Raw genomic sequence first — 26026 nt, forward strand, 5'->3', positions numbered from 1 at the left:
CGTCAGTCGTACTTAGTTTGCGACTGGCGCATTTTTTTAGAACAACCATTTATTATATGAATAACAGAAGGAATCTTGTTATGTCAGCAATTTTTTCAGTGCGTAGCCTTGTCAGCGCGGCCATATTAATCGGCATTAGCCAGCAAGCACTAGCCCATGGTTTTGTCGAGTTCCCTAAAGCCAGACAGCAATTTTGTGTTAACGATGGCGGTTATTGGTGGCCAGCCGACGGCTCAGGTATTCCAAACCTTGCCTGTCGCCAAGCGTTTACCGAAGCCGGCACAGTGCAATTTGTGCAAAATAATGAATTTTCAATCAATGTGAGCGATTATAACAATTTAGCCGCCGTTAAAGCTGCGATCCCTAACGGTTTGTTATGTGCAGGTGGCGACACTGCTAAACGCGGGCTTGATTTACCCTCGGCGCATTACCAGCGCAGCACAGTTACGCCCGACGCGAATAACCAAATTGAACTCTTGTTTGATGCTCATACGCCGCACAATCCGAGCTTTTGGCAGTTTTTTTTATCCAATAGCGACTTCAACAGCGCCAATGAATCGTTAAGTTGGGAAAAACTCACTTTAGTCGATGAACTGCAAGATCAGCCGATTGTGATTATCAATGGTAAAAAGTTCTATCGTATTATGGTGACATTACCTGCGAGTCGTAGCGGCGATGCGACCTTATATACTCGCTGGCAGCGTGATGATGTGGTGGGCGAGGGATTTTATAATTGTAGCGATATCCGTATTGGAGCGGGCACAGTTGATCCCACACCTGATCCAATCCCAACACCGACTCCCGATGCTTGGGTAGCCGCTGGCGCGTATGTGCCCACAGGCGTTAATCCTAAGGCTGGCGATGAAATATGGTTTAGGGTATTTTCGGCCCAAGGCGATGAGCGCGTGTTTGAGCGGTTAACCATCACGCCAAGCAATGTGGCAAATTGGGCGCAGGAATTGGCGGGCGTGATTGCCGCAAGTCACAGTGTGCAGGTACAAGTCGGCGTGAAGCAAACCAGTGGCGCAATCGTGTTTTCGGCCACCGACATCGTGACCAACCAAGTGTGGCTGCAAGCGGCAGATCAAAGCTATCGCTTAGATCTTAAATCCGCGCCAAGCGCCATCGTTGCGTTGACCGGGTTAGCCAGTGAATACACTTTGGCCGAAGGAAAAGCACAATTACAGCTGAGCTTAAGTGCCACTAATAGTCCTAGCCAAGCGATTGAAACCCAAGTTAGGGTGCAAACCCTTGGCGCGCCAGCGGGCACTTGGGTGTTTGAGCAAAATCTGAACGTCGGCGAAACAGTGCAAGCACTGGCTATTTCACTGACGCAAGCGGGCGATTATGTGCTGCACATTAACCAAGCTGTTAGCGGTCAAGCGCAGCAGTTTGCTTTTAAAGTGAATGCTGAGGCGACAACGCCGCCAACGGCCTGTGGGATAAGCGATCCACATGCAGCTTGGAATGCCAGTAATGCCTATCAAATGGGTGATAAAGTCGCTCATGCACAATTGGTGTGGCAGGCCAAATGGTGGCAACAAGGTAGTGAGCCAAGCAGCAATAATGAGGCGTGGCAGCTGGTGAGTGTGGTGACTCAACCTTGGTCGGCGAGCATGGGTTATCCGCAGGGCGCACAGGTGAGTTATCAAGACAAATTATGGCAAGCTAAGTGGTGGAGCCGTAATGAAGTGCCGGGTGCAAGCTCTGCTTGGGCAGATAAAGGCGCTTATGTTTGTCCTTAATTATTGTTTGAATGACTTTTTGCATGAGATTATGGCGTTAGCGCTGGTGGATACAAGTCATGTTGATTGAGCTAAGACTGAGTTGCTAGTTGAGTTGAAAGGGCTGTGGCGGTTTATGTCATTATTGTCCTAAGCTTCAAAAATACTGAGTCAATACTAAAAAGAATAATGGCCATAAAGTCGCTGATTAATAGCAGCTTTATGGCCATTTTTATTGCTTTATCGCCAGTTAGATGTTGTTAAGCAAGGCGCGTCTGTCACGTGAGGCGCTGGCTAAATTGCGTAGCAGTTTTTCAGAGTCGTCCCAATGTAAGCAGGCATCGGTAATACTCTTGCCATAACATAATGGCTCGCCAGCAATGACTTTTTGATTGCCTTCCTCAATAAAGCTTTCGGCCATAATGCCGGCAATGGCGCTACTGCCGGTACGCATTTGCGCCATGATTTCATCGGCAACCGTGAGCTGTTTAAGATGGTTTTTCTCGCTATTGCCGTGGCTGAAATCGACTATCATACGTTGAGTTATGCCAACGGATTCGAGTTGCTGGCGTGCTTTTTCAACATCGGCAGCATGGTAATTCGGTTTTTTACCGCCACGTAAAATGATATGTCCGAACGGGTTACCGTGGGTGCGATAAACGGCCATTACGCCATCTTTATCCGGTGAATAAAAAATATGTGGTGCTTGTGCAGCACGTACGGCATCGACGGCGATATTGATGTTGCCATCGGTACCATTTTTAAAACCAACTGGACACGATAATGCAGAAGCCATTTCACGATGAACTTGGCTTTCAGTGGTGCGTGCACCAATCGCGCCCCAAGTTATAAGGTCTGCAATATATTGACCGTTCACCATATCTAAAAATTCGGTGGCAATCGGTAATTTTAATTCGGTGATTTGCTGCAGTAACTCGCGGGCAATGCGTAGACCTTTATTGGGTTCAAAACTGCCATCAAGATCAGGATCTGAAATTAATCCTTTCCAGCCGACTATCGTGCGCGGTTTTTCAAAATAGACGCGCATTAAAATACACAAATCATCTTTCAATTCTTGATGTAACGCTGCTAAGCGCTGCGCATAATCTAACGCTGCTTGAGTATCGTGGATTGAACATGGGCCGATGATGACCAATAAACGCTGATCTTCACCACTAATAATGGCTTCGACTTCACGGCGTTGTTGAACTAGATAATCGGCCGCATCTTGAGTTAATGGGAACTCAGATGCCAGTTGCGCAGGTGAGATGACTTTTGCTAATAAGGAAGTGCGTAGTTCGTCTGTTTTAATGGTCATTCAAAATACCGAGCTTGCGTGCGGCGCTTTTTCGCCAGATTGCCTCGGATTATAACGAATCGAACCGAGTTGCACAGTGCCAATTGCGTTAATTATCGGCAACCGTGCAATGAATTTAATTTAAGTTAGACCTCTTTACGTTAAATTCACTCGGATTATCGGGGTGAGTTTTGTTCTTTTATCTTAAAACATGTGCCGTTCAAGGCCCGTGACATCCAATATCTTGGTCGCTATTTCTTCGACAGAATGATTGGTGGTGTCGATATAGGGAATACGTTCGCGTTTAAATAGCATTTCCACTTCTTTGACCTCTAAACGGCACTGTTTGAGCGATGAGTAGCGGCTGTTCTCCATACGGCTTTGGCGGATTTCATGTAAACGCACGGGATCGATTGTCAGGCCAAAGAGTTTTTTCTTATTGCGTTTAAGCGCTTCAGGTAATTTAAGATCATCCATATCATCTTCGGTAAACGGATAGTTAGCCGCCTTAATCCCAAACTGCATCGATAAATACAGGCTCGATGGCGTTTTGCCACAACGCGACACGCCAAGCAGCACTAAATCGGCTTTATCCATATGTTTCATGGTTTGGCCGTCATCATTATCCATCGCAAAATTAATCGCATCGATACGTGCCTCATAGCCGTGATTGGCTTTTCCATGAGTTCGATGTAGCACTGGAGAGGCGCTAACCCCTAAATGTTGCTCCAGAGGTGCGACAAAGGTATTTAAAAAATCATAATCTAAGCCTTCACTGGAGTAGATGATGTCGCGAATTTCAGGTTTTACGATCGAGTGGAACACTAACGGCCGCTCACCTGTTGTAATAAAACAATCATTAATTTGGCGCTTAACTTGCTCGGCTTTGGTCGGGGTTTCGACGAAAGGAATGGTAAGTGACTCAAATTCTAGTGGAAATTGCGAGAGAACCGCATGACCAAAGACCTCAGCAGTGATTGCTGTCCCATCAGAAATATAGAATACTTTTGGTGCCATACTGACCTCTTGTAGTAATAAAATTACAAATAAAATTATAGATTTACGCGTGTTGAGCTGGAGTGTAAAATGCCGCTGCCCTCGTGTGAAGGGGCCACTGAAATAAACTTGCGGAGATAGAACTGTGCAGCAATACGTACTCTGGTATCAAGAATTAGGCATGGGTGACGTCAACTTGGTTGGCGGCAAAAATGCTTCTCTAGGCGAGATGATCAGCAATCTGGCTAATGCCGGCGTTCAAGTACCTGGCGGATTTGCGACAACTTCCTATGCTTTCAATGAGTTCCTTGAACAAAGCGGAGTTAACCAGAAGATTTATGACATTCTAGCCACATTGGATGTAGATGATGTCAATGCGTTGGCTAAAGTAGGCGCACAGATCAGGCAGTGGGTTATCGACACGCCATTCCAACCTGCATTCGAGCAAGCCATTCGTGAAGCTTACGATAAACTTGCCGCAGAAACGAGCGAAGCTTCATTTGCCGTTCGTTCTTCAGCTACTGCAGAAGATATGCCAGACGCATCCTTTGCGGGTCAGCAAGAAACCTTCCTAAACGTGAAAGGTTATGAATCTGTGCTCGTTGCTGTTAAACACGTATTTGCATCGCTGTTTAACGATCGCGCTATCTCTTACCGTGTTCACCAAGGTTACGAGCACCACGGTGTGGCTTTATCTGCTGGCGTACAACGTATGGTACGTTCAGACAAAGCGGCCTCAGGTGTGATGTTCACTATGGACACTGAATCTGGCAATAACGATGTGGTATTTATCACTTCATCTTTTGGCCTAGGTGAAATGGTTGTTCAAGGTGCAGTTAACCCTGATGAATTTTATGTTCACAAACCTATTTTAGCCTTAGGTCATAAGGCTGTTGTGCGCCGTAATATCGGTAGCAAGCTCATCCAAATGGTGTATTCAGATGACGTTGCTCACGGCAAACAAGTCAAAATTGAAGATGTCGCTGCAGATAAGCGTCGTCAATTCTCTATCAACGACGCCGAAGTTGAAGAGTTAGCAAAACAAGCCATGATTATCGAAAAACATTACGGTCGCGCCATGGATATTGAATGGGCAAAAGACGGTAATGACGGCAAGCTGTATATCGTTCAAGCGCGTCCAGAAACGGTACGTAGCCGTGAAGACGTACAATTGATTGAGCGTTATCACTTAAAGAGCCGCGGCGCTGTGATTTGTGAAGGGCGCGCTATTGGTCATAAAGTGGGTACTGGCGTTGCTAAAGTATTAACGTCTATTGCTGATATGGATCAAATACAACCTGGCGATGTGTTAGTGACTGACATGACCGATCCCGATTGGGAACCTATCATGAAACGCGCTAGCGCGATTGTTACCAACCGTGGCGGCCGTACCTGTCACGCGGCAATTATTGCTCGTGAATTAGGCGTGCCAGCGGTAGTAGGTTGTGGTGATGTGACTGACCGTATCAAAACCGGTCAAATTGTGACGGTTTCTTGCGCTGAAGGTGACACAGGTTTTATTTACGAAGGTAAACAAGATTTTGAAATAATTTCAAATCGTGTTGATTCGTTGCCTGAACTGCCAATGAAAATCATGATGAACGTCGGTAACCCAGACAGAGCATTTGATTTCGCCCGTTTGCCAAACGAAGGTGTGGGTCTAGCGCGTTTAGAATTCATCATCAACCGTATGATTGGTATTCATCCGAAGGCACTGCTTGATTTCAATCAACAAGATGCTGCGCTGCAGACTGAAATTAACGAGATGATCGCCGGTTATGATTCTCCAGTTGAATTCTACATTGCTCGTTTAGTTGAAGGTATCGCGACTATCGGCTCGGCTTTCTATCCTAAGAAAGTTATCGTGCGTATGTCAGACTTTAAGTCTAACGAATATGCCAACTTGGTGGGCGGTGACAGATATGAGCCAGAAGAAGAGAACCCAATGCTGGGTTTCCGCGGTGCAAGCCGTTATATCTCTGAATCGTTCCGTGACTGTTTTGCCCTAGAGTGTGAAGCGATCAAACGTGTCCGTAATGACATGGGCTTGACGAACGTTGAAGTGATGATCCCGTTCGTACGCACAGTAAAAGAAGCTGAACAAGTGATCGGCCTGCTTAAAGAACAAGGTTTAGAGCGCGGTAAAGATGGTTTACGCGTCATTATGATGTGTGAGGTGCCTTCAAACGCGCTATTAGCCGAGCAATTCCTTGAGCACTTCGATGGTTTCTCTATCGGCTCAAACGATCTAACTCAACTAACACTCGGCCTTGATCGCGACTCAGGTATTATCAGCCATTTGTTTGATGAACGTGATGAAGCGGTTAAAATGTTACTTTCTTTAGCGATTAAAGCGGCTAAAGCAAAGGGCGCGTACATTGGTATTTGTGGTCAAGGTCCTTCAGATCACGCCGATTTTGCAGCTTGGTTAGTCGCGCAGGGTATTGATACTGTGTCACTTAACCCTGATACCGTGATTGATACTTGGCTATATTTGGCTGAAGCACACGGGTGATCTGTAGCGTAATTTTATAAAGATGTTAAAAAAGCCGCTTTTTAGCGGCTTTTTTTTGTTTATAATGGCGCTATAACTATAATTGACAGAAGCCAGCCATGTTACCCCTGCTATCACATCAACAAACATTAGAGCCCGTGTATTTGGCGTACCTTGATGCGCTAGAGCAAAGCACCTTTTCCGGTGACATAGACAAACGTTACAGTGCCCGTTTAGTGCAAGCAACGGACAACTCAGTGTATCAATTTCTGCCTCAAGCCGTGCTGTATCCTAAAACCCAGTTGGATATCCAAATTGCCTTAACGCTTGCTGCTACCGATGAGTATCGCAGTGTAACTTTTAGTGCGCGGGGCGGCGGTACAGGCACAAATGGACAGTCGTTAACCCATGGTTTGATTTTGGATGTGTCGCGTTACATGAACCGTGTGCTCGAAGTAAATGCTGAGCAAGGTTGGGTGCGAGTAGAAGCGGGCGTGGTTAAAGATGCGCTCAATGATGCATTGCGTCCCCATGGTTATTTTTTTAGTCCCGATTTATCCACCTCAAACCGTGCCACGATTGGCGGAATGATCAATACCGATGCCTCGGGTGCGGGTTCACTGGTTTATGGTAAGACATCCGATCACGTGCTGGCGCTGCGCAGTGTATTAATTGATGGCAGTGTGCTCGATACTCAGCCTTTAGATGCGCAATTACTATCTAACCTCAATGAAGTGAGTACAAATCCCCTTGGGCAAAAACTGATTTCTGCAGTAGCGGCGGTATGCCACGAAAAACGAGCCCAGATTGAAACGCAATTTCCTAAGCTCAATCGTTTCCTCACGGGTTATGACTTAAAACACGTGTGGAACGATAGCCTAACTCAATTTGATTTATCTCGAATTTTGACCGGCTCAGAGGGCACACTTGCCGTCATCACCGAAGCGAAACTGAATATCACCCCACTGCCGACTGAGCGTGCCATGGTGAATATTAAGTATGATTCGTTTCAATCAGCATTACGTCATGCACCATCGCTAGTGGCTGCGCGCGCGACTGTGGTTGAAACTGTCGATTCAAAAGTGCTTAACCTAGCCCGTGAAGACATTGTCTGGCATTCCGTTGCTGACTTAATTCAAGAAGTGCCAGGTAAAGTCATCGATGGCCTTAATATGGTTGAGTTTGCGGGTGATACCGCGGACGTTGAGCAAAGGCTGGCGAGTCTTGAAGCCGTTTTAACGGCACAAATCAGTAATGGTGAGTGCGGCGTATTGGGTTACCAAGTAACGCAAGATAAGCCCAGTATTGAAAAAATCTATGGCATGCGTAAAAAAGCCGTTGGCTTATTGGGCGCGACAAAAGGCCGACGTAAACCTATCGCCTTTGCCGAAGATACCGCTGTACCGCCCGAAAAACTCGCCGATTATATTATGGAATTTCGCGCAGTATTAGATGGGCATAATCTGCAATACGGTATGTTTGGTCATGTAGACGCGGGCGTATTACATGTTAGGCCCGCGCTTGATATGTGCGATGTTGAAGATGAAAAATTGCTGCGAGTGATTTCAGATCAAGTTGCGGCGCTCACGCTTAAATACGGCGGCTTGATGTGGGGCGAGCACGGTAAAGGTGTGCGCGGTGAATACGGTCCATCGGTATTTGGTGATGAACTTTATAGTGTATTGCAAGATATCAAAGGCTGGTTTGACCCCGATAATCGTCTTAACCCAGGTAAACTGGTAGCACCTAAAAAGGTGGGCGCGCTTTACTACGATATCGATAGTGTTAAGCGCGGTAAGTTTGACCGACAAATTCCTATCGAAATTCGCGATGCATTTCCCGATGTAATGAACTGTAACGGTAACGGCCTGTGTTTTAACTACAGCAGTTATTCGCCCATGTGTCCGTCATTTAAGGTGACAGGTGACAGAGTCCAATCTCCCAAAGGGCGCGCAGGGCTCATGAGAGAGTGGCTAAGGCTACTTGAGGGTGAAGGAGTAGATGTAAACGCACTGGCAAAAGCCAAGCCTCTAGGCTTGTTGCAGCGCGTGCAAAATACCTTTAATGCAAAACGTGATTATGATTATTCCCATGAAGTAATGGAATCGCTCAAGGGTTGTTTAGCCTGTAAAGCTTGCTCTGGGCAGTGTCCGGTTAAAGTGGACGTGCCAAAATTTAGAGCGCAATTTTTTAATATTTACTATCAACGCTATTTAAGGCCAGCGAAGGACTATCTCGTTGCGGGTATAGAAGACAGCTTGCCATTGATGGCCGCTGCGCCGCGCCTGACTAACTTTGCTGCGCAAAATCCACTAAGCCAATGGGTGATTAAAAAAGCTATTGGCTATGTGGATGCCCCCGCGTTATCGGTGCCAACCTTAAAGCAAAGACTCGATGGTCATGCGAGCCGTGGGTATGACTTAGCAGCATTACAAGCGATTCCAGAAGAAGCGCGCGCGCAGTTTGTGCTGGTGGTGCAAGATCCCTTTAACAGTTTTTATGACTCAGGCCTTGTTTATCGATTTATTCAGTTAATTGAAAAGCTTGGTTTAAAACCTGTGTTGTTACCCTATAAACCCAATGGTAAGCCAACGCATATTAAAGGTTTTTTAGATAAGTTTGCAAAAACGGCGCAGTCGAGTGCTGACTTTTTAAATCAAGTGCATACATTAGGCATGCCTATGGTCGGTATCGATCCTGCCTTAGTCTTGTGTTATCGCGATGAATACCGTGAAGTATTAGGGGGCAATCGCGGTAATTTCGAGGTGAAGCTTGCCAATGAGTGGTTACTTAATATCATCAAGGATTTACCCGCAAAAGCTGAGCAAGATAAGCAATACACTTGGTTTAGTCATTGTACTGAATCGACGGCCAAGCCAAATACCGCCAATGAGTGGACTAAAATATTTGCTCACTTTGGCGCTAAGTTAACCGCAGTTAATTTAGGTTGTTGTGGCATGGCAGGGACCTATGGCCATGAGGCCGAAAATCTCGAGCGTTCTAAGGCATTATTTGATATGTCTTGGCAGCAAACCTTGGCAAAAATTGAGCAGCCACAAGTGTTGGTCTCTGGGTATTCTTGTCGCAGCCAAGTAAAGCGCTTTGCGGGTTATAAACCAAAGCATCCGCTTGAAGCACTGCTCGAGTTAGCGAATATATAAGGGGGTTAACCACTTAAATTTACCCTCAAGGTCGTTATTATCCTTGCTGGTATATCCCAGTGAGGAATGTCACACTAAAGCCAGCCGCAAGGCTGGTTTTTTTATGGATGACGGAGACAGCGGATGGAACAAATAACGCAAAGCATTCAACACACACTTACACAATTGGCCTCCGATAGCGTGTTAACGACAGCACCATTGTGTAGTGAAGTGCCATTGTTTAATATTAACGCCTTGGGTGATTGGACCTATCTAGGCACATCGTTGCCGACAAAATTTGCTAAGTTGTTCGCCAGCATTTTACATTGTATTGAGAGCGAGTATTTCTTAATTACCCCAGTTGAAAAAGTGCGAGTGCAAGTAGAAGACGCGCCGTTGTTGATAATCGATTTTGAGCTTTCGCAATGTCATACATGGCTTGATGTGCGAACCAGTATTGAAACTGAGCACCATCATATTGATATCAAACAGATGAAACTCACCGAAAACAGTATTTATTTGCCGCTTGAACGTGGCTTATGGGGAAAACTAGGCCGCGCTTGTTACTATAATTTTGTGAATGAATTTAATTTATCTGATCTAGATGAAGAATAAGTTCGTAGATTAATAGCATCATCATCTGTTTTTGTGTTAGCGAGTTTATTAGGGTTAGGTGATAGTATTAAAACAGGCTTTGGGTTAGGTTATTAGTGTTTTAAGTTAACCCCAAAACAGTAAATTTTTGCTGTAGGAGGTGCAGTTTGAATCGTTATGAAAGCTTAGGTTATCTAGTATCCCACTTAAATATTGAGCTGCAAAACGAGCTTGACCTGCAACTTAAGCGTTATCACCTTGATATAAAGCTGTGGCCTGTGTTGTTTGCTTTATGGCAAGAAGAGGGGATAAGCCAAACTGAATTATCAAAACGTTGTGATGTGGCAAACTACACTATGACGCGTTTGCTCGATCAGTTGCAGGTACAAGGCCTTATTACCCGTCATCAAGAAGTTGATAATCGCCGTGCCTTTCAAATCTTTCTAACCGATGAAGCCAAAGCGTTAGAGCAAGATCTAGTGTGTGAGGCTGAACGAGTCAATGAAAAATTTCTCTCAACCCTTAGTGATGATGAGCAGCAGCAATTCATTTTACTGCTAAATAAAATCAATCGATTAACCTAGAACCATTATAGATAAAATGAGTTTGGCTGGTATTTATCGTTCTACTACCTGGTGGTTGATATAGTGCTTTAAATGCGTCTCAACGTTATCTTTTGCCGGTACCAGACCTGACTAATTCAAGCAGATAAATTGAGTTTTAGATAATAAAAAAGCGACCTAAGGTCGCTTTTAGCATATAAAGAAGAGCGTTAAAATTATTTTTTAGCCGCTTCAATAATGGCCTTAGCCATTTCATCAGCTACTGCACCAGTAGTACGGTTTTGGGCATCGGCTTGGTTGAAAATTTTCAATAATGTATTGTAAATTTCTTTCACTTTAGCGGTTGATTTAGCTACGTCGTAATCTTTCTCGAACGAGACATTAATAATGCCGCCAGCGTTGATCACGTAGTCAGGCGTATATAATATGCCCATTTCTTTCAGTTGTTCGCCGTGGCGAACTTCGGCTAATTGGTTGTTGGCACAGCCAGCTACAATTTTGGCTTTTAATTGAGGCAGTGTCGTATCATTTAATGTGGCACCAAGCGCGCAAGGTGCATATACATCAACATCCTGTGAGTAGATATCCTGTGGTGCCACAACGGTTGCACCAAAGTCTGTAGCGACTTTATCTAATGAAGCTTGATGAATATCGGTAACCGTGAGTAGCGCACCTTCTTCATGTAAATGCTTACATAAGTAATAACCTACGTGACCGACACCTTGAACAGCAATTTTAAGCCCTTTTACACTGTCTAGCCCTAGCTTATGTTTAACAGCGGCTTTTATGCCTAAAAAAGTACCAAGGGCGGTGAAGGGGGATGGATCGCCACTTTTGCCTTCAAGACCTGCCATATAAGGGGTTTCTTCGTGGGCTATCATGATATCAGCAGTCGTGGTGCCAACGTCTTCAGCTGAATAGTAACAGCCACCTAAGCTATTAATTAAACGGCCGAAGGCGCGAAATAGCGCTTCGCGGTCTTGTCTTTTGGGATCGGCGATGATCACTGATTTACCGCCGCCCATCTTCAAACCTGCAAGCGCATTCTTGTACGTCATGCCACGAGAAAGGCGTAACACGTCAGTCAGGGCTTTATCATCCGATTGGTAATTCCACATTCTGCAGCCACCAACAGCAGGACCTAAGTTGGTGTTATGAATGGCGACAATAGCTTTTAAGCCACTTTCTTTATCATGACAGAATACAACCTGTTCATGCTCGTCAAAGGATACATGATTAAATACAGCCACGTGAATTTCTCCGCTATACACAATGAAAAAGCCGACGAGAACAGTCCCATCGACAGTTTGTTATATTTATTGCAGAACCATAGCATTTAGCGATACTCTCAACCACGCATAATGAATGAATAAATACATTATATGTGGCAATTTAGCTTTCCACCTTACGTAAACGTAAGCTTTGTGATCCAGATGAATTGCATTAATTTTGCCGCAATCAATAGAATAAATCGCGCACTGGCCCAAGAGCGGGTTTCGCGTTATAACAATAAGATAGGATGGAAGTATGACTGAACAAGCTGTCGACCAGACTCAGCAACATGTTTCTGCAGAAGAAATGGAAGCACGACGTCAAGAGTGGGTCAGAACTCAATTTCAAAAAGCGAATCGTTTCTTGGCTGAAAAAGGGGTGATCCCAAGTAAAGTGTTGGCCGATGAAAGCCGCTATCTTGTGCCTTATATGGCAATTTGGAAAATTGAATCAAAACGCCCAACCAATAAAACCTACTGGGTGATGTCGGGTGATTTACCGTCCGACTTCGTTGATGTCAAGGTCGCAGCCACTGCCCGTGATGCGGTGCGCCATTTCTCTATGATGTGGCAAATGCAAGCGGAAAACTTAACCCGTTCTGGTGCTACCCGTGATGCGACTCAGGCTAAATTTGCACAGTTGCTGGTATCGCGCGCTGAAAGTTTATATCTTGTGCACAATGACGATAAACTATGGAATGTAGAAGCTTAAGGTTGCCACTGTTTTATCGTTTAAACTTAGCTATTATGCGTTTATAGTCAGGTTGTTACAGTTGACAAATTAAGTGAAATTAACAGCGTAATACGTTAAAACCGAATGTGATTATATATTCGGTTTTTTTTATGGATATTTCTCAAGCTTTAAGTGCTACCGATAATCTAAACGAATGATTATTCGCACTGAAATAGTTCTGCACATTAAATAATGATGTTAAAACATACTGTATTAGATCCAAATCAGTTAAGACTTCATCCTAAAGACAAACCTGTTTATACTGGATTTATCTAAATTATTTTACATTGCGATAAATACTAACCAACAAAATAGGGGCGTGTTCCTTGAGCCGAGAAGAACAATATCTACAAAATGCCAAGGCCTACTTTGCTTCACAGCAATTTTCATCCGCGGGTATGTATGCGCGTAAGGTTATTCGTCGCCAACCTCATAACCTAGATGCATTATTGATTTTGGCGGAGCTTGCATTTAAAGCCAGTGATTTCAAAGATGCAGAATATAAATTTGATGCTATTTTAACACTCGATCCCAACTTTGAGCGTGCGCTGAGAGGTAAATTGCATTTACTCGAAGTAAGACAACGTTATTTTGAACAAGTTGATATGCTTAATCGTCTTATTACTCTCTTTCCTGATGAGTTAGAGCTGCAATTTAAGCAAGGTATGGCAGCATTACAGACTGGCAATATGGCATTGGCAATCGACAAGTTAACGCTTTGTACCGTGAGCCATTATAACCATTCTGCGGTAAAATTAAATTTAGGGCATATTTATAAAGCAACCGGTAATACGCAGCTCGCTACGGATTTTTATCACCAATTTATCATCGAAAACCCAGATAAAATGGCTACCGGATTTTGGAGTCTAGCGGATCTAAAAAATTATACATTTTCAGAAAGTGATAAATCGGTAGTTATCTCAGCCTTAAATTCTCCATCGCTGTCAGATGCGAGTCGAGCGTTATTGCTGTACACCATGAATCGGATTTATGAGCAGTCAAATCAGCATCAATTAGCGTTTGAGGCGATGGCACACGCGAATAAATTGTTGGCGCCACTAAAGCCATTTAAAAAATCTTCATTTATTAATATTGTGCAGTCACTGCGACATACAGAACTGACGGCACGGAAAGTTGTTGCTGAACAAATAGTGCCTATTTTTATTGTCGGCATGCCTCGTTCTGGTACCACGTTAGTCGAGCAGATCCTTGCGTGTCATAGCTTAATAGGTGCTACGGACGAGCTACCTTATATAGAAAGAATTGCGTTAACACTTGAACAAACTGGCGGCTACGCCAAGCAGTTGGCACATTTGAGCCAAGAGAAAATCAATCAATATCAGCAAGAATATTTGCAACAATCGGCGCAGTATTTTTCAACAGTTCCTGATTATGTTATTGATAAAAACCCTAATAACTTTCTCCATATTGGTTTAATTAAAACCCTTTTTCCACAAGCTAAAATTATTAATGTGATTCGACATACGACGGATAATGCGTTGAGTGTGTTTAAACAATACTTTAGCTTTGGACATGATTATTCCTACTCGTTAGAGAACATCAAAGTCTATTGGGAGAATTACCTAACACTAATGGAACATTGGGATAGTCAATTTCCGCAGGATATTTATCATCTCAGTTTTGAGAAACTGGTCATTCAGCCTGATGATGAGATACCTAAGTTACTCGGCTATTGTGGTGTTGATTTTGAAACTGCTTGCCTGCATTTTTATCAATCGACACGGCCGGTTTTAACCCCGAGTGCAAGCCAAGTTAGACAACCCATGAATACTAAAGCAATAGGTCAATGCGAAAAATATCAAGCATTTATGGGGCAAGATTATCTCGATTTTGAACAGATTAATATTAACGTTCGCCATCGTTTATTAGGTCAGTAAAACTAATAGAAAAGGGCTTGTTAACGCCCTTTTCTTAATCCAAAACTAGGTTATTTTTCCATGGCAGTTTTTATATTTATCGCCAGAACCACAGTGGCATGGGCTATTCCGAGTTAATCCGATAGGGATCCCAGTAGTTGTACCAATCCGCTTGTCGGGTAATGGCGTGTCCATCGATTTTTCAACACTAATAGTATGTTGTGGCGCCAGTGCTACATTCATTGATGGGCCTATTATTAACTGCGCCAAAATTTTAACTGCTGAAGTACCATTTGAAATAAACACTTCTTTGTCATACTGACTTGCTTGCTTCAGTGTTTCATCTCGTAAATGATGAAATAAAGGCCAGCCAGTGTTTTCTTCACCATATAAGAACCATAACTCGCGCCAATCAGCGACAAATCCCTTTAACAATTGGCTAAATAATGCTTTTATTGGCGTAGTATTTAGCTGACAAGATTGCACGTCAGCTACTAAGTCATTGACTAACAATTCGACTTCGCCTGGTGACATGATGATTTGGTAATTATGTTTTTCAGTACGAATATTAACGGTGTGCTGCGGTTGATAGTGAGTGAACTTAGCTGACGTCGCAATCTGTTCATCCATTTGCTCAACCATGGCCCAAAAACGACTTGAACCCGCAAAGTCTACGACTAAATGAATGCGAGTTTGGTCGCTGTTGTTTTCAACTTTATGAAATTTCCATGAATCAAAAATCCAACAGTCTCCTGCCGCCATATGTACGCGCTTATCATTACATTGGAACACTACATCTTCAGTCGTTACGATGGGAATATGCACTCTGACGCGCTTATACCAGTGATGGTTAATATCTGAATGTAAAGGCACTTCACATCCTGAATCTAATCGCATTAATCGAGTGCGGCCAATCACCTCGCCAAATGAGGCAATGACTTGCTGCAGGTATTCGCACCGCAGCAATGCCGATGTTGGTAACATGGCACCCTTAAAATCATTGTTGAATTCACCATTGACGGAAATTAGTGGTATTGCCGAATTTCCCGCAAAATTTTCATGGTGTGGTACCCATTCAGCATCGGTAAATTGTGCTATTTCTTGTTGCATTCTTGCTACATCAAACTGCAGCGGAAGTCGGTAAAATTCACGTTTAAGTTTCATTATTATTATCTCGTCATCTTACCGGTTAAATAAATGTGCCATGGCAATGTTTATAACGCTTGCCCGAATGGCATGGGCACAACGCATTTCGACTTATGTCCTGATATAACACTTTGGGATGAATTGACTCTTGATGGTCCTTTAGCGTAATGCCTTCCTCAGATAATGGTTCAATTGCTCGCTCTACTAGTAATTGATTAATTTGTCTTAAAGTCGATTTAATCTTGGGAAATACATGTTGTATTGCAGCTGCATTAGTAAGCCATTTATTGGGTGTCGGCGCTGAAACGGTATATCGAGAGTAGGGTAAGCTAGTTGCACAAATTTGCTGGAATGAGCTATCAAAGGGAATATCACAAAACTGGCAAATCGCGGCCAGTTGCTGGCTAGGTTTCGCCACTAAATCAGCATAAGTTAATAGGTGCCAACGGGATTTAGGCAGCTTGAGCAAACTTGCCATGATGGCATCATTTGCCTGCTGCCACTGAAACGCGGCGATTTCCTGTTGCGTGTTGCCTTTTTGCTGCGCCCAATTCGCTGGCAGTAATAAAGACCAATCACCAAATCCTGGTAATTGGGGATATGTTACAAAGCGATTAGAGCGCCATGCTTCCATGATACTACTGATATTTTCTTTAGGATCTCTGACTAAATAGATAAACAAGGCATCAGGAAATACTTGGTTTAAAAAGTCGATACGTAAACTGTTTTTAGGGGTCTTTTCTAAAAAGCGTATGGGCGCATCAGACAATGAAACACCAGAGCCGTCTGCGTGGCGCAGTTGTGCAGTAAACCCTTCTTGCAACTGTTGAATAATATCTGTCGTTGCATCTTCTTGATTTAACGCATTGGAGTGAAAACCACGTATTGCTACATTTAATTCAGGAATCGTTTCAATAACAGCATGGCTTTCGCCGCCTATCGTACATAGAGCGGTATTCTGGGACAGCACTTCAAAGAGCAAGGTACTACCAGAGCGAGGCGCAGACAGAATAATTATGGGGCGATCAAAACAAGCACTCAATCGTGTTACTCCGTATATAACAATTTGGCTACAGCATACAGGAACACGGTTTTGACTTCAAAATACCAAGTTAAGATGTTGGCATCGTCCTTTTTATAAAATGTTCGGTTAAGCAAGATTTTTTATCGTCAATAATGCAGAGGGATTGATGGCGGGTAACTAAACACGGTTAATGGATTTTCTGTTTTACCTTTAGATATATATGGTTAGGTTTGTGCGGTGGGGCAGGGTGTCGGCTTTTTCTCATCAGGTGGCTTCAAGCTGGCCGTTAATTTGCTAAGACAATAATACAATCTTGGCTAGCCCGATAATCGTATGCTAAAAAACTCATCTTATGCGCACGCAAAAACAAAGCTTTGATGAGTAATTAAATCAAATCAGTTGCAAATAATTAACAAAGATGCCGCTCAGAATAGTGAGCGGCATTTGTTTTAATGCTGTTTTATTTTCAACTTGTCACAGACGAATGCGCTATGTGTATTACTCTTCGCTATCGTTTAAGTCGCTATCACTTAAGTAATAAAAACCTTGATTGATGAGTTTCAATAGTAAGGTTTGGACCTCTTCGTGCTGACATAGCTCTGTTGCTTCATCGGCGTTTAAGCTCACTTTATCGCTTAATAGCGTGATGATATCTGCTGGTGTATTTAGCAGCTCATACACTTCACCATTGATGAATAATCGCGGCACGGAGTCATTTTCAAGGCGCAATACTTTCAAACCACCAATACGGCTGACGCCTGCACCTTGGGCAAACGCATCTTGCAAATCTTCAATGCTGTAAGCTTCTTCGCCTTCACACAAATCAAGCTCGAAACGGTTCTGGCTCAGTAGTTTACCTAACACGATTTGGTAGCTATTGGGATCTTGGCTCAGCTCGCTCAAGAGTGACATGATACCCACTTGATGATCTTGGCTGACGATACCGGCTGAACTCGGTTCAGTTTGCGAGGTGAAACGTTGCTGACCTAAGTTATTATCGAGCAGGTAATCGGCGACTTCACTGACCAATTCTTGCTGGCTTGGTGCACGGAAACCAATCGAGTAACTCATTGCTACTGTCAGAGTTTCACCGCAATGCGGGAAACCAGGCGGAATATAAAGCATGTCGCCTTTTTCTAGCACCACATCGATAATTGGCGTGAAGTCTTCAACCAGCGGCGAGTTGGGATTGCCACCACGGCGTTGTTGCGGCGTGTTGTCGCCCACAGTCCAGCGACGCTGACCTTCGCCTTGAATAATAAATACATCGTAGTTATCAACATGTGGGCCCACACCGCCACTTGGGGTGGCAAAAGATGCCATCAAGTCATCAAAGCGCCAGTCTGGTAAAAAGCGTAGCGCTTCAACCAATGGCTGGGAATCGGGATACCAATGGTTGACCGCTTGCACTAATAATTGCCAATGGGTTTCACCATAGTTGTCGTAATCTTCAAACGGGCCTTGCACCACTTCCCAGTTATCATCTTTAGTGACAACGATACGTGAGGAGATTTCTTCTTCACAGGCCAGACCTGCTAATTCATCGGCGCTGATCGGATCTTCAAACTGCGGGAAAGCATTTTTGATTAGCAGAGGTTTCTTTTGCCAGTACTCACTAAGAAACTGGGCGATATCGAGATTAAGTGTATACATAGTGTTAAAAAAGGCGACCACATCGCGAAGATGTGAGTCGCCTTAATCCTTATTTCTGTTTATGAAAGAGTATTGTCCATCGCCAATTTCAGTTAAAAACTTACTTCAGTTCGTCGACAAACGTTTCGGCGCGGCCAATATAATTGGCTGGCGTCATTTTCTTCAGTTCAGCTTTCACTGAATCTGGTAATTCCAGTCCGTCAATAAATACTGACAGTTGCTGCGCGTCGATACGTTTGCCGCGCGTCAGTTCTTTTAATTTCTCGTATGGTTTTTCAATACCATAACGACGCATTACCGTTTGCACGGGTTCTGCTAACACTTCCCAGTTATGATCTAACTCATCACGCAGGTGCGCTTCGTTTACTTCTAACTTGCTGATGCCCTTTAAGGTCGCTTGATAAGCGATCAACGCATGGGCAATACCCACACCTAAATTACGCAGTACCGTTGAGTCAGTTAAGTCACGTTGCCATCTTGATAACGGCAGCTTAGACGCTAAATGCTGCATTATTGCGTTAGCGATACCCAAGTTACCCTCAGAGTTTTCAAAATCAATGGGGTTTACTTTGTGCGGCATGGTTGATGAACCGATTTCACCAGCGATAGTGCGTTGTTTGAAGTGACCAAGGGCAATGTAACCCCAAATATCACGGTCAAAATCAATCAGCACAGTGTTGAAACGGGCAACCGCATCAAATAGCTCAGCAATATAATCATGTGGCTCAATTTGAGTGGTGTACGCATTCCAATGCAGACCAAGGCTAGTCACAAAACGTTCAGACAGTTCATGCCAGTTAACTTCAGGATAAGCTGAGATGTGGGCATTGTAGTTACCTACTGCGCCGTTCAGCTTGCCCATGATTTCAACACTGGCGATTTGTTTGATTTGGCGTTCAAGACGTACTGCTACGTTTGCCATCTCTTTACCCAGTGTTGATGGAGAAGCGGGCTGGCCATGGGTGCGTGACATTAATGGCACAGAGCGATATTCAATCGCCAGCTCTTTAATCGCAGTTAGCAGCTCGTTGCAGTAGGGTAGCAATACGTGCTCACGGGCTTCAGTCAACATTAAACCATGGCTTAAGTTATTGATATCTTCAGAAGTACAGGCAAAGTGAACAAACTCGCCTACAGCGGCTAATTCAGCATTGCCCGCGATTTTTTCTTTGATGAAGTATTCAACTGCTTTCACATCGTGGTTAGTGGTGCTTTCTATAGCCTTAACACGCAGCGCATCTTGTTCGTTGAAATTATCTTTAATACCATCAAGCACAGCGATAGCTGATTCGCTTAATGTTGGTACTTCTTTAATATCAGGGCAATTGGCTAACAGCTTTAGCCAATTGATTTCAACCTGAACACGGTACTTGGTAAGACCGAACTCGCTGAAAATCCCTCTCAATGATGCGGTTTTACTACCATAACGGCCGTCTACCGGAGAGATTGCCGTTAGTGCGGAAAGATCCATGTGAAGCTCCTTGATGAACGCTAATTTTATTATAGGGTAAGACTTTTCTGAGCTGTATCTATGATGGCTTTGCGGGCGAAAACTAAGTGTCTACGCTTTCCGCCCAGTTGGCGCCATAAGACAGCACTGCGCATGGCTGCAAGCAGCAGAGCGCGAATTTTTTGTTGCACAATAGGGCGTTGCAAACACACCGGGTTGCCAGTTATTTGAATTTTTGGCCCTATATCACTGATAATATCGCTGTATATGCTGGCAAGATTGGCGATCACTTGCTCATCAGTGATTTCAAAATGATGTAGCTGGCGATTCACTTGGTTAATGCGCTCGGCTAGCATAGCTAAGCCGCTGCTTGAGCGAACTAATTTACGCTCTAAGGCTAATACGCCAACTAAATAGCGAGTGATTTCTACATCTTTTTGGCTGCCGTCACCGAGCTGATTCAAGATCAGTTTATAGCCTTTTTGCAATAGCATTTTGTCTTGATAGACATCAGCAGTATTGTCTGGATTGGTGACCAGAATGGTATTTAAGCTCGCCGCAAGCTCGGCTTTATCTAATTCGCCATGACGTGCTAAATGTTGAACTTGGGCAATGGCTTGCAATATACCTGCAAAAGCCATAGTCCGATTAACGAGTTGTTCGTTCACGCTTTATCCTCGGATCAGTTGATCTATGATGCCGCCACCTAGGCAGACTTCACCATCATAAAATACCGCAGATTGCCCAGGCGTTACCGCCGCAACAGGCTCATCGAATATGACTTTTAAGGTGTGTTCATCGCTGTAGGTCAGTGTACAAGGCACGTCTTGTTGGCGATAACGGGTTTTCACTACGATATGGCAGCCATCGACGGGGCCGGTTCTATCTACCCAATGCAGTTGATTAACCGTCATACCCGTAGACATTAAACGAGGGTGGTGTCCGCCTTGACCCACGATCAATACATTGCGTTCAAGATCTTTATCAACCACATACCATGGGTCGTCATTGCTATCTTTCATACCGCCGATACCTAAGCCTTTACGTTGGCCTAAGGTGTGATACATCAGCCCTTGGTGGGTGCCGATGATTTCGCCTTCTGGGGTTTCGATATTGCCCGGCTGCGCTGGTAAATAAGTACCTAAGAATTCAGTAAATTTACGCTCACCGATAAAGCAGATGCCAGTGCTGTCTTTTTTATCATGGGTAATTAAGCCCATTTTTTTAGCAATCTCACGCACTTCATGTTTTTCGAGTTCACCCACAGGGAACAGACTACGAGCCACTTGCTCGTGGCTGAGCGTGTAAAGGAAATAGCTTTGATCTTTATTGCCATCAACGCCGCGCAGCATTTGCGTACTGCCATCGCTATTGTCTCGGCGGCGCACATAGTGGCCCATGGCGATGTAATCGGCGTCGAGGATTTCGTCAGCAAATTCTAAAAATGCCTTAAATTTAATTTCTTTGTTGCACATGATATCGGGATTTGGTGTGCGGCCCGCTTTGTATTCGGCGAGGAAATACTCAAACACATTGTCCCAATATTCGGCAGCAAAATTCACTGTGTGAAGCTTAATTCCGAGTTTATCGCATACGGCTTGGGCATCTTTTAAATCATCAGCGGCGGCACAATACTCGCTATTATCATCTTCTTCCCAGTTCTTCATGAAAAGGCCTTCAACCTGATAGCCTTGCTGCATAAGCAAATAAGCTGAAACAGATGAATCTACACCGCCAGACATGCCGACAATGACTTTTTTTCCTGTATGAGTGGGTTCGATTGATGTCATAAATCCTAAAACCATTGAGTATGTGTGTTGGTTAGGTGGCTAAATTTAAACTGCGCAATAGCACGTGTAACAAAAATGCTTAACCTAACTGAAAAATATGGGTGAAAAATGTATGTAGTGCGAGCAGTTATTAAAATCCGCATTTACGGCCGACGACTCACATTTTTGGCTGACTATTTAGTCACGTTGAGACCGACAGGCACTAGCACATGCATAAGTTTAACGAGCACTTTATGCGGGGCAGTATTCTATCACGCCTTACTCGCTTGGGCTATCGTGAGGCGGTCACTATTAAGTAAGCTGAGGGGGTAACTTTGGCCTATTTGCACGTTATTAAGATAGTCTTTTAGGCAATCGAGTACCAAGGGACTGCGTAGTAAAGATTGCTGCGCTTCAATTTGAGTAAAACTCAACCAATGTGCACTATGGATAGCTTTGTCTTGCGGTGTGGGTGAGGGCATATCATTAAGCTGCACGAAAAAGGTAAAGCGCACAAAGGCTAAGTCTTCACTGGCGCTAAATTGATAGATACCGACGAGCCCTTGGGGCTTGAGTGATAACCCCGTTTCTTCAAATACTTCACGCTCACAGGCTTGAATTATGCTTTCATTCGCTTCTAAGTGACCCGCTGGCTGATTAAAGCGCTGCTCGCCATCAATCCACTCTTCTACCATGAGATATTTGTCCTGTGACGTTGCATGAATAATACAAGCGACAGTCACATTGGGTTTATATCTTTGACTCATAGTGGCTCCTTTGAGTGGATTTCAGCAGCAAAAATATGACAGATATTTAGACTTGATCACCGAGGCGAATACACTTGTGCTCACCTGACGGTAAATTATCTAGACTCCATTGACCTATTTTATAACGGATTAATCTTAAGGTCGGAAAACCGATATGTGCGGTCATGCGTCTAACTTGACGGTTACGGCCCTCATGGATTTGAATCTCTAACCAAGTGGTTGGGATATTTTTACGTTCTCTTACTGGAGGATTACGTGGCCAAATATCGGGCGAGTCCATGATTTTGACTTTAGCGGGTAATGTCATACCATCATTTAATTCAACACCTTGACGTAATTTTGTTAGCACATCTTCGCTTGGAACACCTTCTACTTGCACCCAATAAATTTTAAAGGTTTTCTTTTTCGGCTCAGTCAGTCTTGCTTGTAATTGCCCATCATTGGTGAGCAGTAATAAGCCTTCACTGTCTCGGTCTAAGCGGCCTGCGGCATATACATCAGCGATAGGAATATAATCTTTTAGCGTTTTACGGCCCTGTTCATCGGTAAACTGGCAAAGTACGTCAAAAGGCTTATTAAACAGCACGATAACTGGCGCAATAGTTTGATTTACGACCGGTTTAGCAGCGGCAACCGCACGACGATTAGGATTTTTGAACGGTTCTTTCTTTAAACTGCCATTAGCATTACGCGCCGGAAGTACTTTACTTTCAGCCACAGTGGCTCTGTTAGCTGAGCTTTTGTTAGTCGGCTTTGCCGAAGGCTTAGCAGGGGAGCCTGCACCAGTATTGGCACGTTTAGGTGATAACTTATTTTTGTTGATACTTTTGCTAACAGGAGGTTGAGACACGCTTACCTAACTTGATTGGCGGTTAATGTCGCTCTAGTGTACTTGGCATTCGCCCTTAGTGGAATTTGAATATTGTTGCGAATGCTCTATGATGTCGGCCAGAAAATGTGATCTGTGCCTAAAGTTTTATAGCCAAACTCCCTCATCTAGTATTCAGTGGTGGTTTGGGTATATCGCTTTTAATGAGTCGTTGTAACACGTTTAGCGTGAGCGATTAGTTGACGGGCATTGAAAATTCAATCGTTTTAGGCGTACTCGATTGCCTTGATTGATATTTTTACCGTGCCCCAATTTGATTGCCATGCTATAAAATTATTATAAAAAAATATTAAATTTTACAATAATGTAGGATGTAACATGAAAGATAACTCATCAACAATTATTTACACTGAAACAGACGAAGCGCCAGCATTGGCTACCCTTTCACTTTTACCTATTATCAGAACGTTTACTAACGCTGCAGGGGTTGCGGTTGAAACCCGTGATATCTCGTTGTCGGGCCGTATTATTGCCAGTTTTCCTGAGCAACTGACCGACGCTCAAAAAATTGCAGATCATTTGGCTGAACTTGGCGAGTTAGCTAATCAGCCTGAAGCCAATATTATTAAATTACCTAATATCAGTGCTTCGATTCCACAATTAAAAGCGTGTATCGCTGAACTGCAGCAAAAAGGTTATGACATCCCTAACTATCCGGATGAGCCTAAAACCGACGCTGAAAAATCAATTAAAGTCCGTTACGACAAGATCAAAGGCAGTGCAGTTAACCCAGTGCTGCGTGAAGGTAACTCAGATCGCCGTGCACCGTTATCAGTTAAAAACTTTGCCAAAAAGCACCCACATTCTATGGGTAAATGGGCTAGCGATTCTAAGTCACACGTTGCTCATATGACCGACGGTGATTTCTACGGTAGCGAACAGTCAGTGACTTTGTCAGATGCTGGCAGCGTGAATATCGTGCTGACGCAAAAAGATGGTCAAGAAGTCGTGCTTAAATCAGGCCTTAAGTTATTGGCTGGCGAAATTATCGATGCGGCAGTATTAAGTAAAAAAGCCTTAGTGAGCTTTTATGAGCGTGAAATCGAAAATGCCAAAGCAGAAGATGTGTTGTTATCGCTACATCTGAAAGCCACTATGATGAAAGTGTCTGATCCTATTATGTTTGGTCATGCTGTGAAGGTATTCTTCAAGCCAGTATTTGACAAACATGCCGCGCTTTTTGCTGAATTAGGCGTAGATGTTAACAATGGTTTTGGTGATGTGTATGCCAAAATAGCCACATTACCAGCAGATAGCCGCGCTGAAGTTGAAGCCGATATCGCCGCCGTTTATGCTGCGCGCCCAGCATTGGCTATGGTGGATTCTGATAAAGGCATTACTAACTTACACGTACCAAGTGACATCATTATTGATGCCTCTATGCCTGCTGCGATCCGCTCATCTGGTCAAATGTGGGGACCAGACGGTCAACTGCATGACACGAAAGCCATGATCCCCGATCGTTGTTACGCCGGTATCTACCAAGAAACTATTGCGTTTTGTAAAGAACACGGTGCTTTTGATCCTAAAACCATGGGCAGCGTGCCTAACGTGGGTTTGATGGCGCAAAAAGCAGAAGAATACGGTAGCCATGATAAAACCTTCGAAATCCCAGCTGACGGAGTGGTGAACGTTGTTGATGCTAGCGGTAAAGTATTAATGACTCACAACGTTGAGGCGGGTGACATTTGGAGAATGTGCCAAGTTAAAGATGCGCCAATTCGTGACTGGGTAAAACTGGCCGTGCGCCGTGCTCGTTTAAGCAATACTCCAGCCGTATTTTGGTTAGACAGCAAGCGTGCCCACGATGCAGAAATCATAGCTAAAGTGCAGCAATATCTGCCAGAACATGACACTAATGGCTTAGATATCAGCATTATGTCACCTGAAGAAGCGACTCGTTTCTCTTTGACTCGTATCAAAGATGGCCAAGATACTATCTCTGTTACAGGTAACGTTTTACGTGATTACCTAACCGATCTATTCCCTATTCTCGAACTGGGCACCAGTGCAAAAATGCTGTCAATTGTTCCGTTAATGAACGGTGGTGGCTTATTTGAAACTGGCGCGGGCGGCAGTGCACCAAAGCACGTGCAGCAATTTGAGAAAGAAGGTCATTTGCGTTGGGACTCATTGGGTGAGTTTTTAGCACTGGCGGCGTCTTTAGAGCATTTGAGCCAAACAGTGGGTAATCCTAAAGCACAAGTATTGGCCGATACCTTAGACCAAGCCATTGGCCAATTCTTAGATAGTAACAAATCACCATCAAGAAGAGTGGGCGAGCTCGACAACCGTGGTAGTCATTTCTACTTAGCCATGTATTGGGCACAAGCCCTAGCAGCGCAAGCGAGTGATGAGCAGTTACAAGCGCATTTCATTCCATTAGCGCACGCGTTAGCGGTAGAGGAGCAAGTGATTGTCGCCGAGTTAGCGACGGCACAAGGTGCACCTGTCGATTTAGGCGGTTATTACCGTTTAGATGCGGCAAAAGCTGAAAAGGCCATGCGTCCAAGCGAAACGTTGAACAAACTGTTAGTGGGTTAATTTTAACTGCGAAGATAACGAAAAAGGATCTGTAATGCAGATCCTTTTTTATATGACCGGATGAAGCCGCAGTGGAATATTATGTGCACTAATAA

The 26026-nt window shown here is 44.0% G+C and carries 19 protein-coding genes; 8 read left to right on the top strand and 11 right to left on the bottom strand.

What is annotated here, in order from left to right; all coding sequences use genetic code 11:
* Positions 1-80: 80 nt before the first annotated feature.
* Positions 81-1745 carry a lytic polysaccharide monooxygenase gene (locus tag BW947_RS11390; RefSeq protein WP_076499660.1) on the top strand — a complete coding sequence of 555 codons (1665 nt, stop codon included), beginning with the start codon at positions 81-83 and terminating at the stop codon, positions 1743-1745.
* Between the two features lie 229 nt (positions 1746-1974).
* Here the strand turns inward: BW947_RS11390 and BW947_RS11395 are convergent, their stop codons facing one another.
* Together BW947_RS11395 and ppsR are read right to left on the bottom strand one after the other, a co-directional pair.
* The gene (locus tag BW947_RS11395; protein ID WP_076499662.1) at positions 1975-3042 is read right to left on the bottom strand and encodes a 3-deoxy-7-phosphoheptulonate synthase; all 1068 of its coding nucleotides are present in this window, start codon (positions 3040-3042) and stop codon (positions 1975-1977) included.
* Between the two features lie 183 nt (positions 3043-3225).
* Positions 3226-4038, bottom strand: coding sequence for a posphoenolpyruvate synthetase regulatory kinase/phosphorylase PpsR (gene ppsR / locus BW947_RS11400; RefSeq protein ID WP_076499664.1), 813 nt, complete (start codon positions 4036-4038; stop codon positions 3226-3228).
* Positions 4039-4162: 124 nt separating this feature from the next.
* On the opposite strand from ppsR, the gene ppsA reads away from it, so the two are divergent.
* From ppsA to BW947_RS11420, 4 genes are all read left to right on the top strand, one after another.
* On the top strand, positions 4163-6532 hold the full coding sequence (gene ppsA, locus BW947_RS11405) for a phosphoenolpyruvate synthase (protein ID WP_076499666.1): 2370 nt from the start codon (positions 4163-4165) through the stop codon (positions 6530-6532).
* 98 nt (positions 6533-6630) lie between these two features.
* On the top strand, positions 6631-9672 hold the full coding sequence (gene ydiJ, locus BW947_RS11410) for a D-2-hydroxyglutarate dehydrogenase YdiJ (RefSeq protein ID WP_076499668.1): 3042 nt from the start codon (positions 6631-6633) through the stop codon (positions 9670-9672).
* 123 nt (positions 9673-9795) lie between these two features.
* Positions 9796-10266 (top strand): DUF1285 domain-containing protein, encoded by a 471-nt coding sequence (locus BW947_RS11415; RefSeq protein ID WP_076499670.1) that lies wholly within the window; start codon positions 9796-9798, stop codon positions 10264-10266.
* Positions 10267-10412: 146 nt separating this feature from the next.
* Complete coding sequence (locus tag BW947_RS11420; protein WP_076499672.1) at positions 10413-10829, top strand: MarR family winged helix-turn-helix transcriptional regulator; 417 nt, start codon at positions 10413-10415, stop codon at positions 10827-10829.
* A 194-nt stretch (positions 10830-11023) separates the two neighbouring features.
* Here BW947_RS11420 and BW947_RS11425 read toward each other — a convergent pair whose 3' ends face one another.
* Positions 11024-12058: a Glu/Leu/Phe/Val dehydrogenase dimerization domain-containing protein gene (locus BW947_RS11425; RefSeq protein WP_076499674.1), complete on the bottom strand. Its 1035-nt coding sequence runs from the start codon at positions 12056-12058 to the stop codon at positions 11024-11026.
* 277 nt (positions 12059-12335) lie between these two features.
* Here BW947_RS11425 and BW947_RS11430 point away from each other — a divergent pair, with 277 nt between their 5' ends.
* Positions 12336-12791, top strand: coding sequence for a DUF4826 family protein (locus BW947_RS11430; protein WP_076499676.1), 456 nt, complete (start codon positions 12336-12338; stop codon positions 12789-12791).
* Positions 12792-13138: 347 nt separating this feature from the next.
* Positions 13139-14710 (top strand): tetratricopeptide repeat-containing sulfotransferase family protein, encoded by a 1572-nt coding sequence (locus BW947_RS11435; protein WP_076499678.1) that lies wholly within the window; start codon positions 13139-13141, stop codon positions 14708-14710.
* 45 nt (positions 14711-14755) lie between these two features.
* Here BW947_RS11435 and BW947_RS11440 read toward each other — a convergent pair whose 3' ends face one another.
* The 8 genes from BW947_RS11440 to rluE form a co-directional block, all read right to left on the bottom strand.
* Positions 14756-15853 carry an aspartyl/asparaginyl beta-hydroxylase domain-containing protein gene (locus BW947_RS11440; protein ID WP_076499680.1) on the bottom strand — a complete coding sequence of 366 codons (1098 nt, stop codon included), beginning with the start codon at positions 15851-15853 and terminating at the stop codon, positions 14756-14758.
* A gap of 25 nt (positions 15854-15878) precedes the next feature.
* Positions 15879-16877: a sulfotransferase family protein gene (locus BW947_RS11445; RefSeq protein WP_076499682.1), complete on the bottom strand. Its 999-nt coding sequence runs from the start codon at positions 16875-16877 to the stop codon at positions 15879-15881.
* 480 nt (positions 16878-17357) lie between these two features.
* The gene (locus BW947_RS11450) at positions 17358-18512 is read right to left on the bottom strand and encodes a ribosomal protein uL16 3-hydroxylase (RefSeq protein ID WP_076499778.1); all 1155 of its coding nucleotides are present in this window, start codon (positions 18510-18512) and stop codon (positions 17358-17360) included.
* 100 nt (positions 18513-18612) lie between these two features.
* The gene (purB, locus tag BW947_RS11455; protein ID WP_076499684.1) at positions 18613-19983 is read right to left on the bottom strand and encodes an adenylosuccinate lyase; all 1371 of its coding nucleotides are present in this window, start codon (positions 19981-19983) and stop codon (positions 18613-18615) included.
* Positions 19984-20012: 29 nt separating this feature from the next.
* Positions 20013-20630, bottom strand: coding sequence for a high frequency lysogenization protein HflD (gene hflD / locus BW947_RS11460; RefSeq protein ID WP_076499686.1), 618 nt, complete (start codon positions 20628-20630; stop codon positions 20013-20015).
* Positions 20631-20633: 3 nt separating this feature from the next.
* Positions 20634-21752: a tRNA 2-thiouridine(34) synthase MnmA gene (gene mnmA, locus BW947_RS11465; protein WP_076499688.1), complete on the bottom strand. Its 1119-nt coding sequence runs from the start codon at positions 21750-21752 to the stop codon at positions 20634-20636.
* A 251-nt stretch (positions 21753-22003) separates the two neighbouring features.
* On the bottom strand, positions 22004-22498 hold the full coding sequence (locus BW947_RS11470) for an NUDIX hydrolase (protein WP_076499690.1): 495 nt from the start codon (positions 22496-22498) through the stop codon (positions 22004-22006).
* Positions 22499-22544: 46 nt separating this feature from the next.
* Positions 22545-23348, bottom strand: a complete 804-nt coding sequence (gene rluE / locus BW947_RS11475) for a 23S rRNA pseudouridine(2457) synthase RluE (RefSeq protein ID WP_083948186.1) — start codon at positions 23346-23348, stop codon at positions 22545-22547.
* A 357-nt stretch (positions 23349-23705) separates the two neighbouring features.
* Between rluE and BW947_RS11480 the strand changes: the two genes are divergently transcribed.
* Positions 23706-25931: an NADP-dependent isocitrate dehydrogenase gene (locus BW947_RS11480; protein WP_076499692.1), complete on the top strand. Its 2226-nt coding sequence runs from the start codon at positions 23706-23708 to the stop codon at positions 25929-25931.
* Positions 25932-26026 lie beyond the last annotated feature (95 nt).

It is taken from the genome of Shewanella morhuae (assembly GCF_900156405.1).
Classification (GTDB): domain Bacteria; phylum Pseudomonadota; class Gammaproteobacteria; order Enterobacterales; family Shewanellaceae; genus Shewanella; species Shewanella morhuae.

Coding starts and splice junctions, on each gene's coding strand:
- BW947_RS11390 (WP_076499660.1), top strand. CDS start 81: ATGTCAGCAATTTTTTCAGTGCGTAGCCTTGTCAGCGCGGCCATATTA.
- BW947_RS11395 (WP_076499662.1), bottom strand. CDS start 3,042: ATGACCATTAAAACAGACGAACTACGCACTTCCTTATTAGCAAAAGTC.
- ppsR (WP_076499664.1), bottom strand. CDS start 4,038: ATGGCACCAAAAGTATTCTATATTTCTGATGGGACAGCAATCACTGCT.
- ydiJ (WP_076499668.1), top strand. CDS start 6,631: ATGTTACCCCTGCTATCACATCAACAAACATTAGAGCCCGTGTATTTG.
- BW947_RS11415 (WP_076499670.1), top strand. CDS start 9,796: ATGGAACAAATAACGCAAAGCATTCAACACACACTTACACAATTGGCC.
- BW947_RS11430 (WP_076499676.1), top strand. CDS start 12,336: ATGACTGAACAAGCTGTCGACCAGACTCAGCAACATGTTTCTGCAGAA.
- BW947_RS11440 (WP_076499680.1), bottom strand. CDS start 15,853: ATGAAACTTAAACGTGAATTTTACCGACTTCCGCTGCAGTTTGATGTA.
- BW947_RS11450 (WP_076499778.1), bottom strand. CDS start 18,512: ATGTATACACTTAATCTCGATATCGCCCAGTTTCTTAGTGAGTACTGG.
- purB (WP_076499684.1), bottom strand. CDS start 19,983: ATGGATCTTTCCGCACTAACGGCAATCTCTCCGGTAGACGGCCGTTAT.
- mnmA (WP_076499688.1), bottom strand. CDS start 21,752: ATGACATCAATCGAACCCACTCATACAGGAAAAAAAGTCATTGTCGGC.
- BW947_RS11470 (WP_076499690.1), bottom strand. CDS start 22,498: ATGAGTCAAAGATATAAACCCAATGTGACTGTCGCTTGTATTATTCAT.
- BW947_RS11480 (WP_076499692.1), top strand. CDS start 23,706: ATGAAAGATAACTCATCAACAATTATTTACACTGAAACAGACGAAGCG.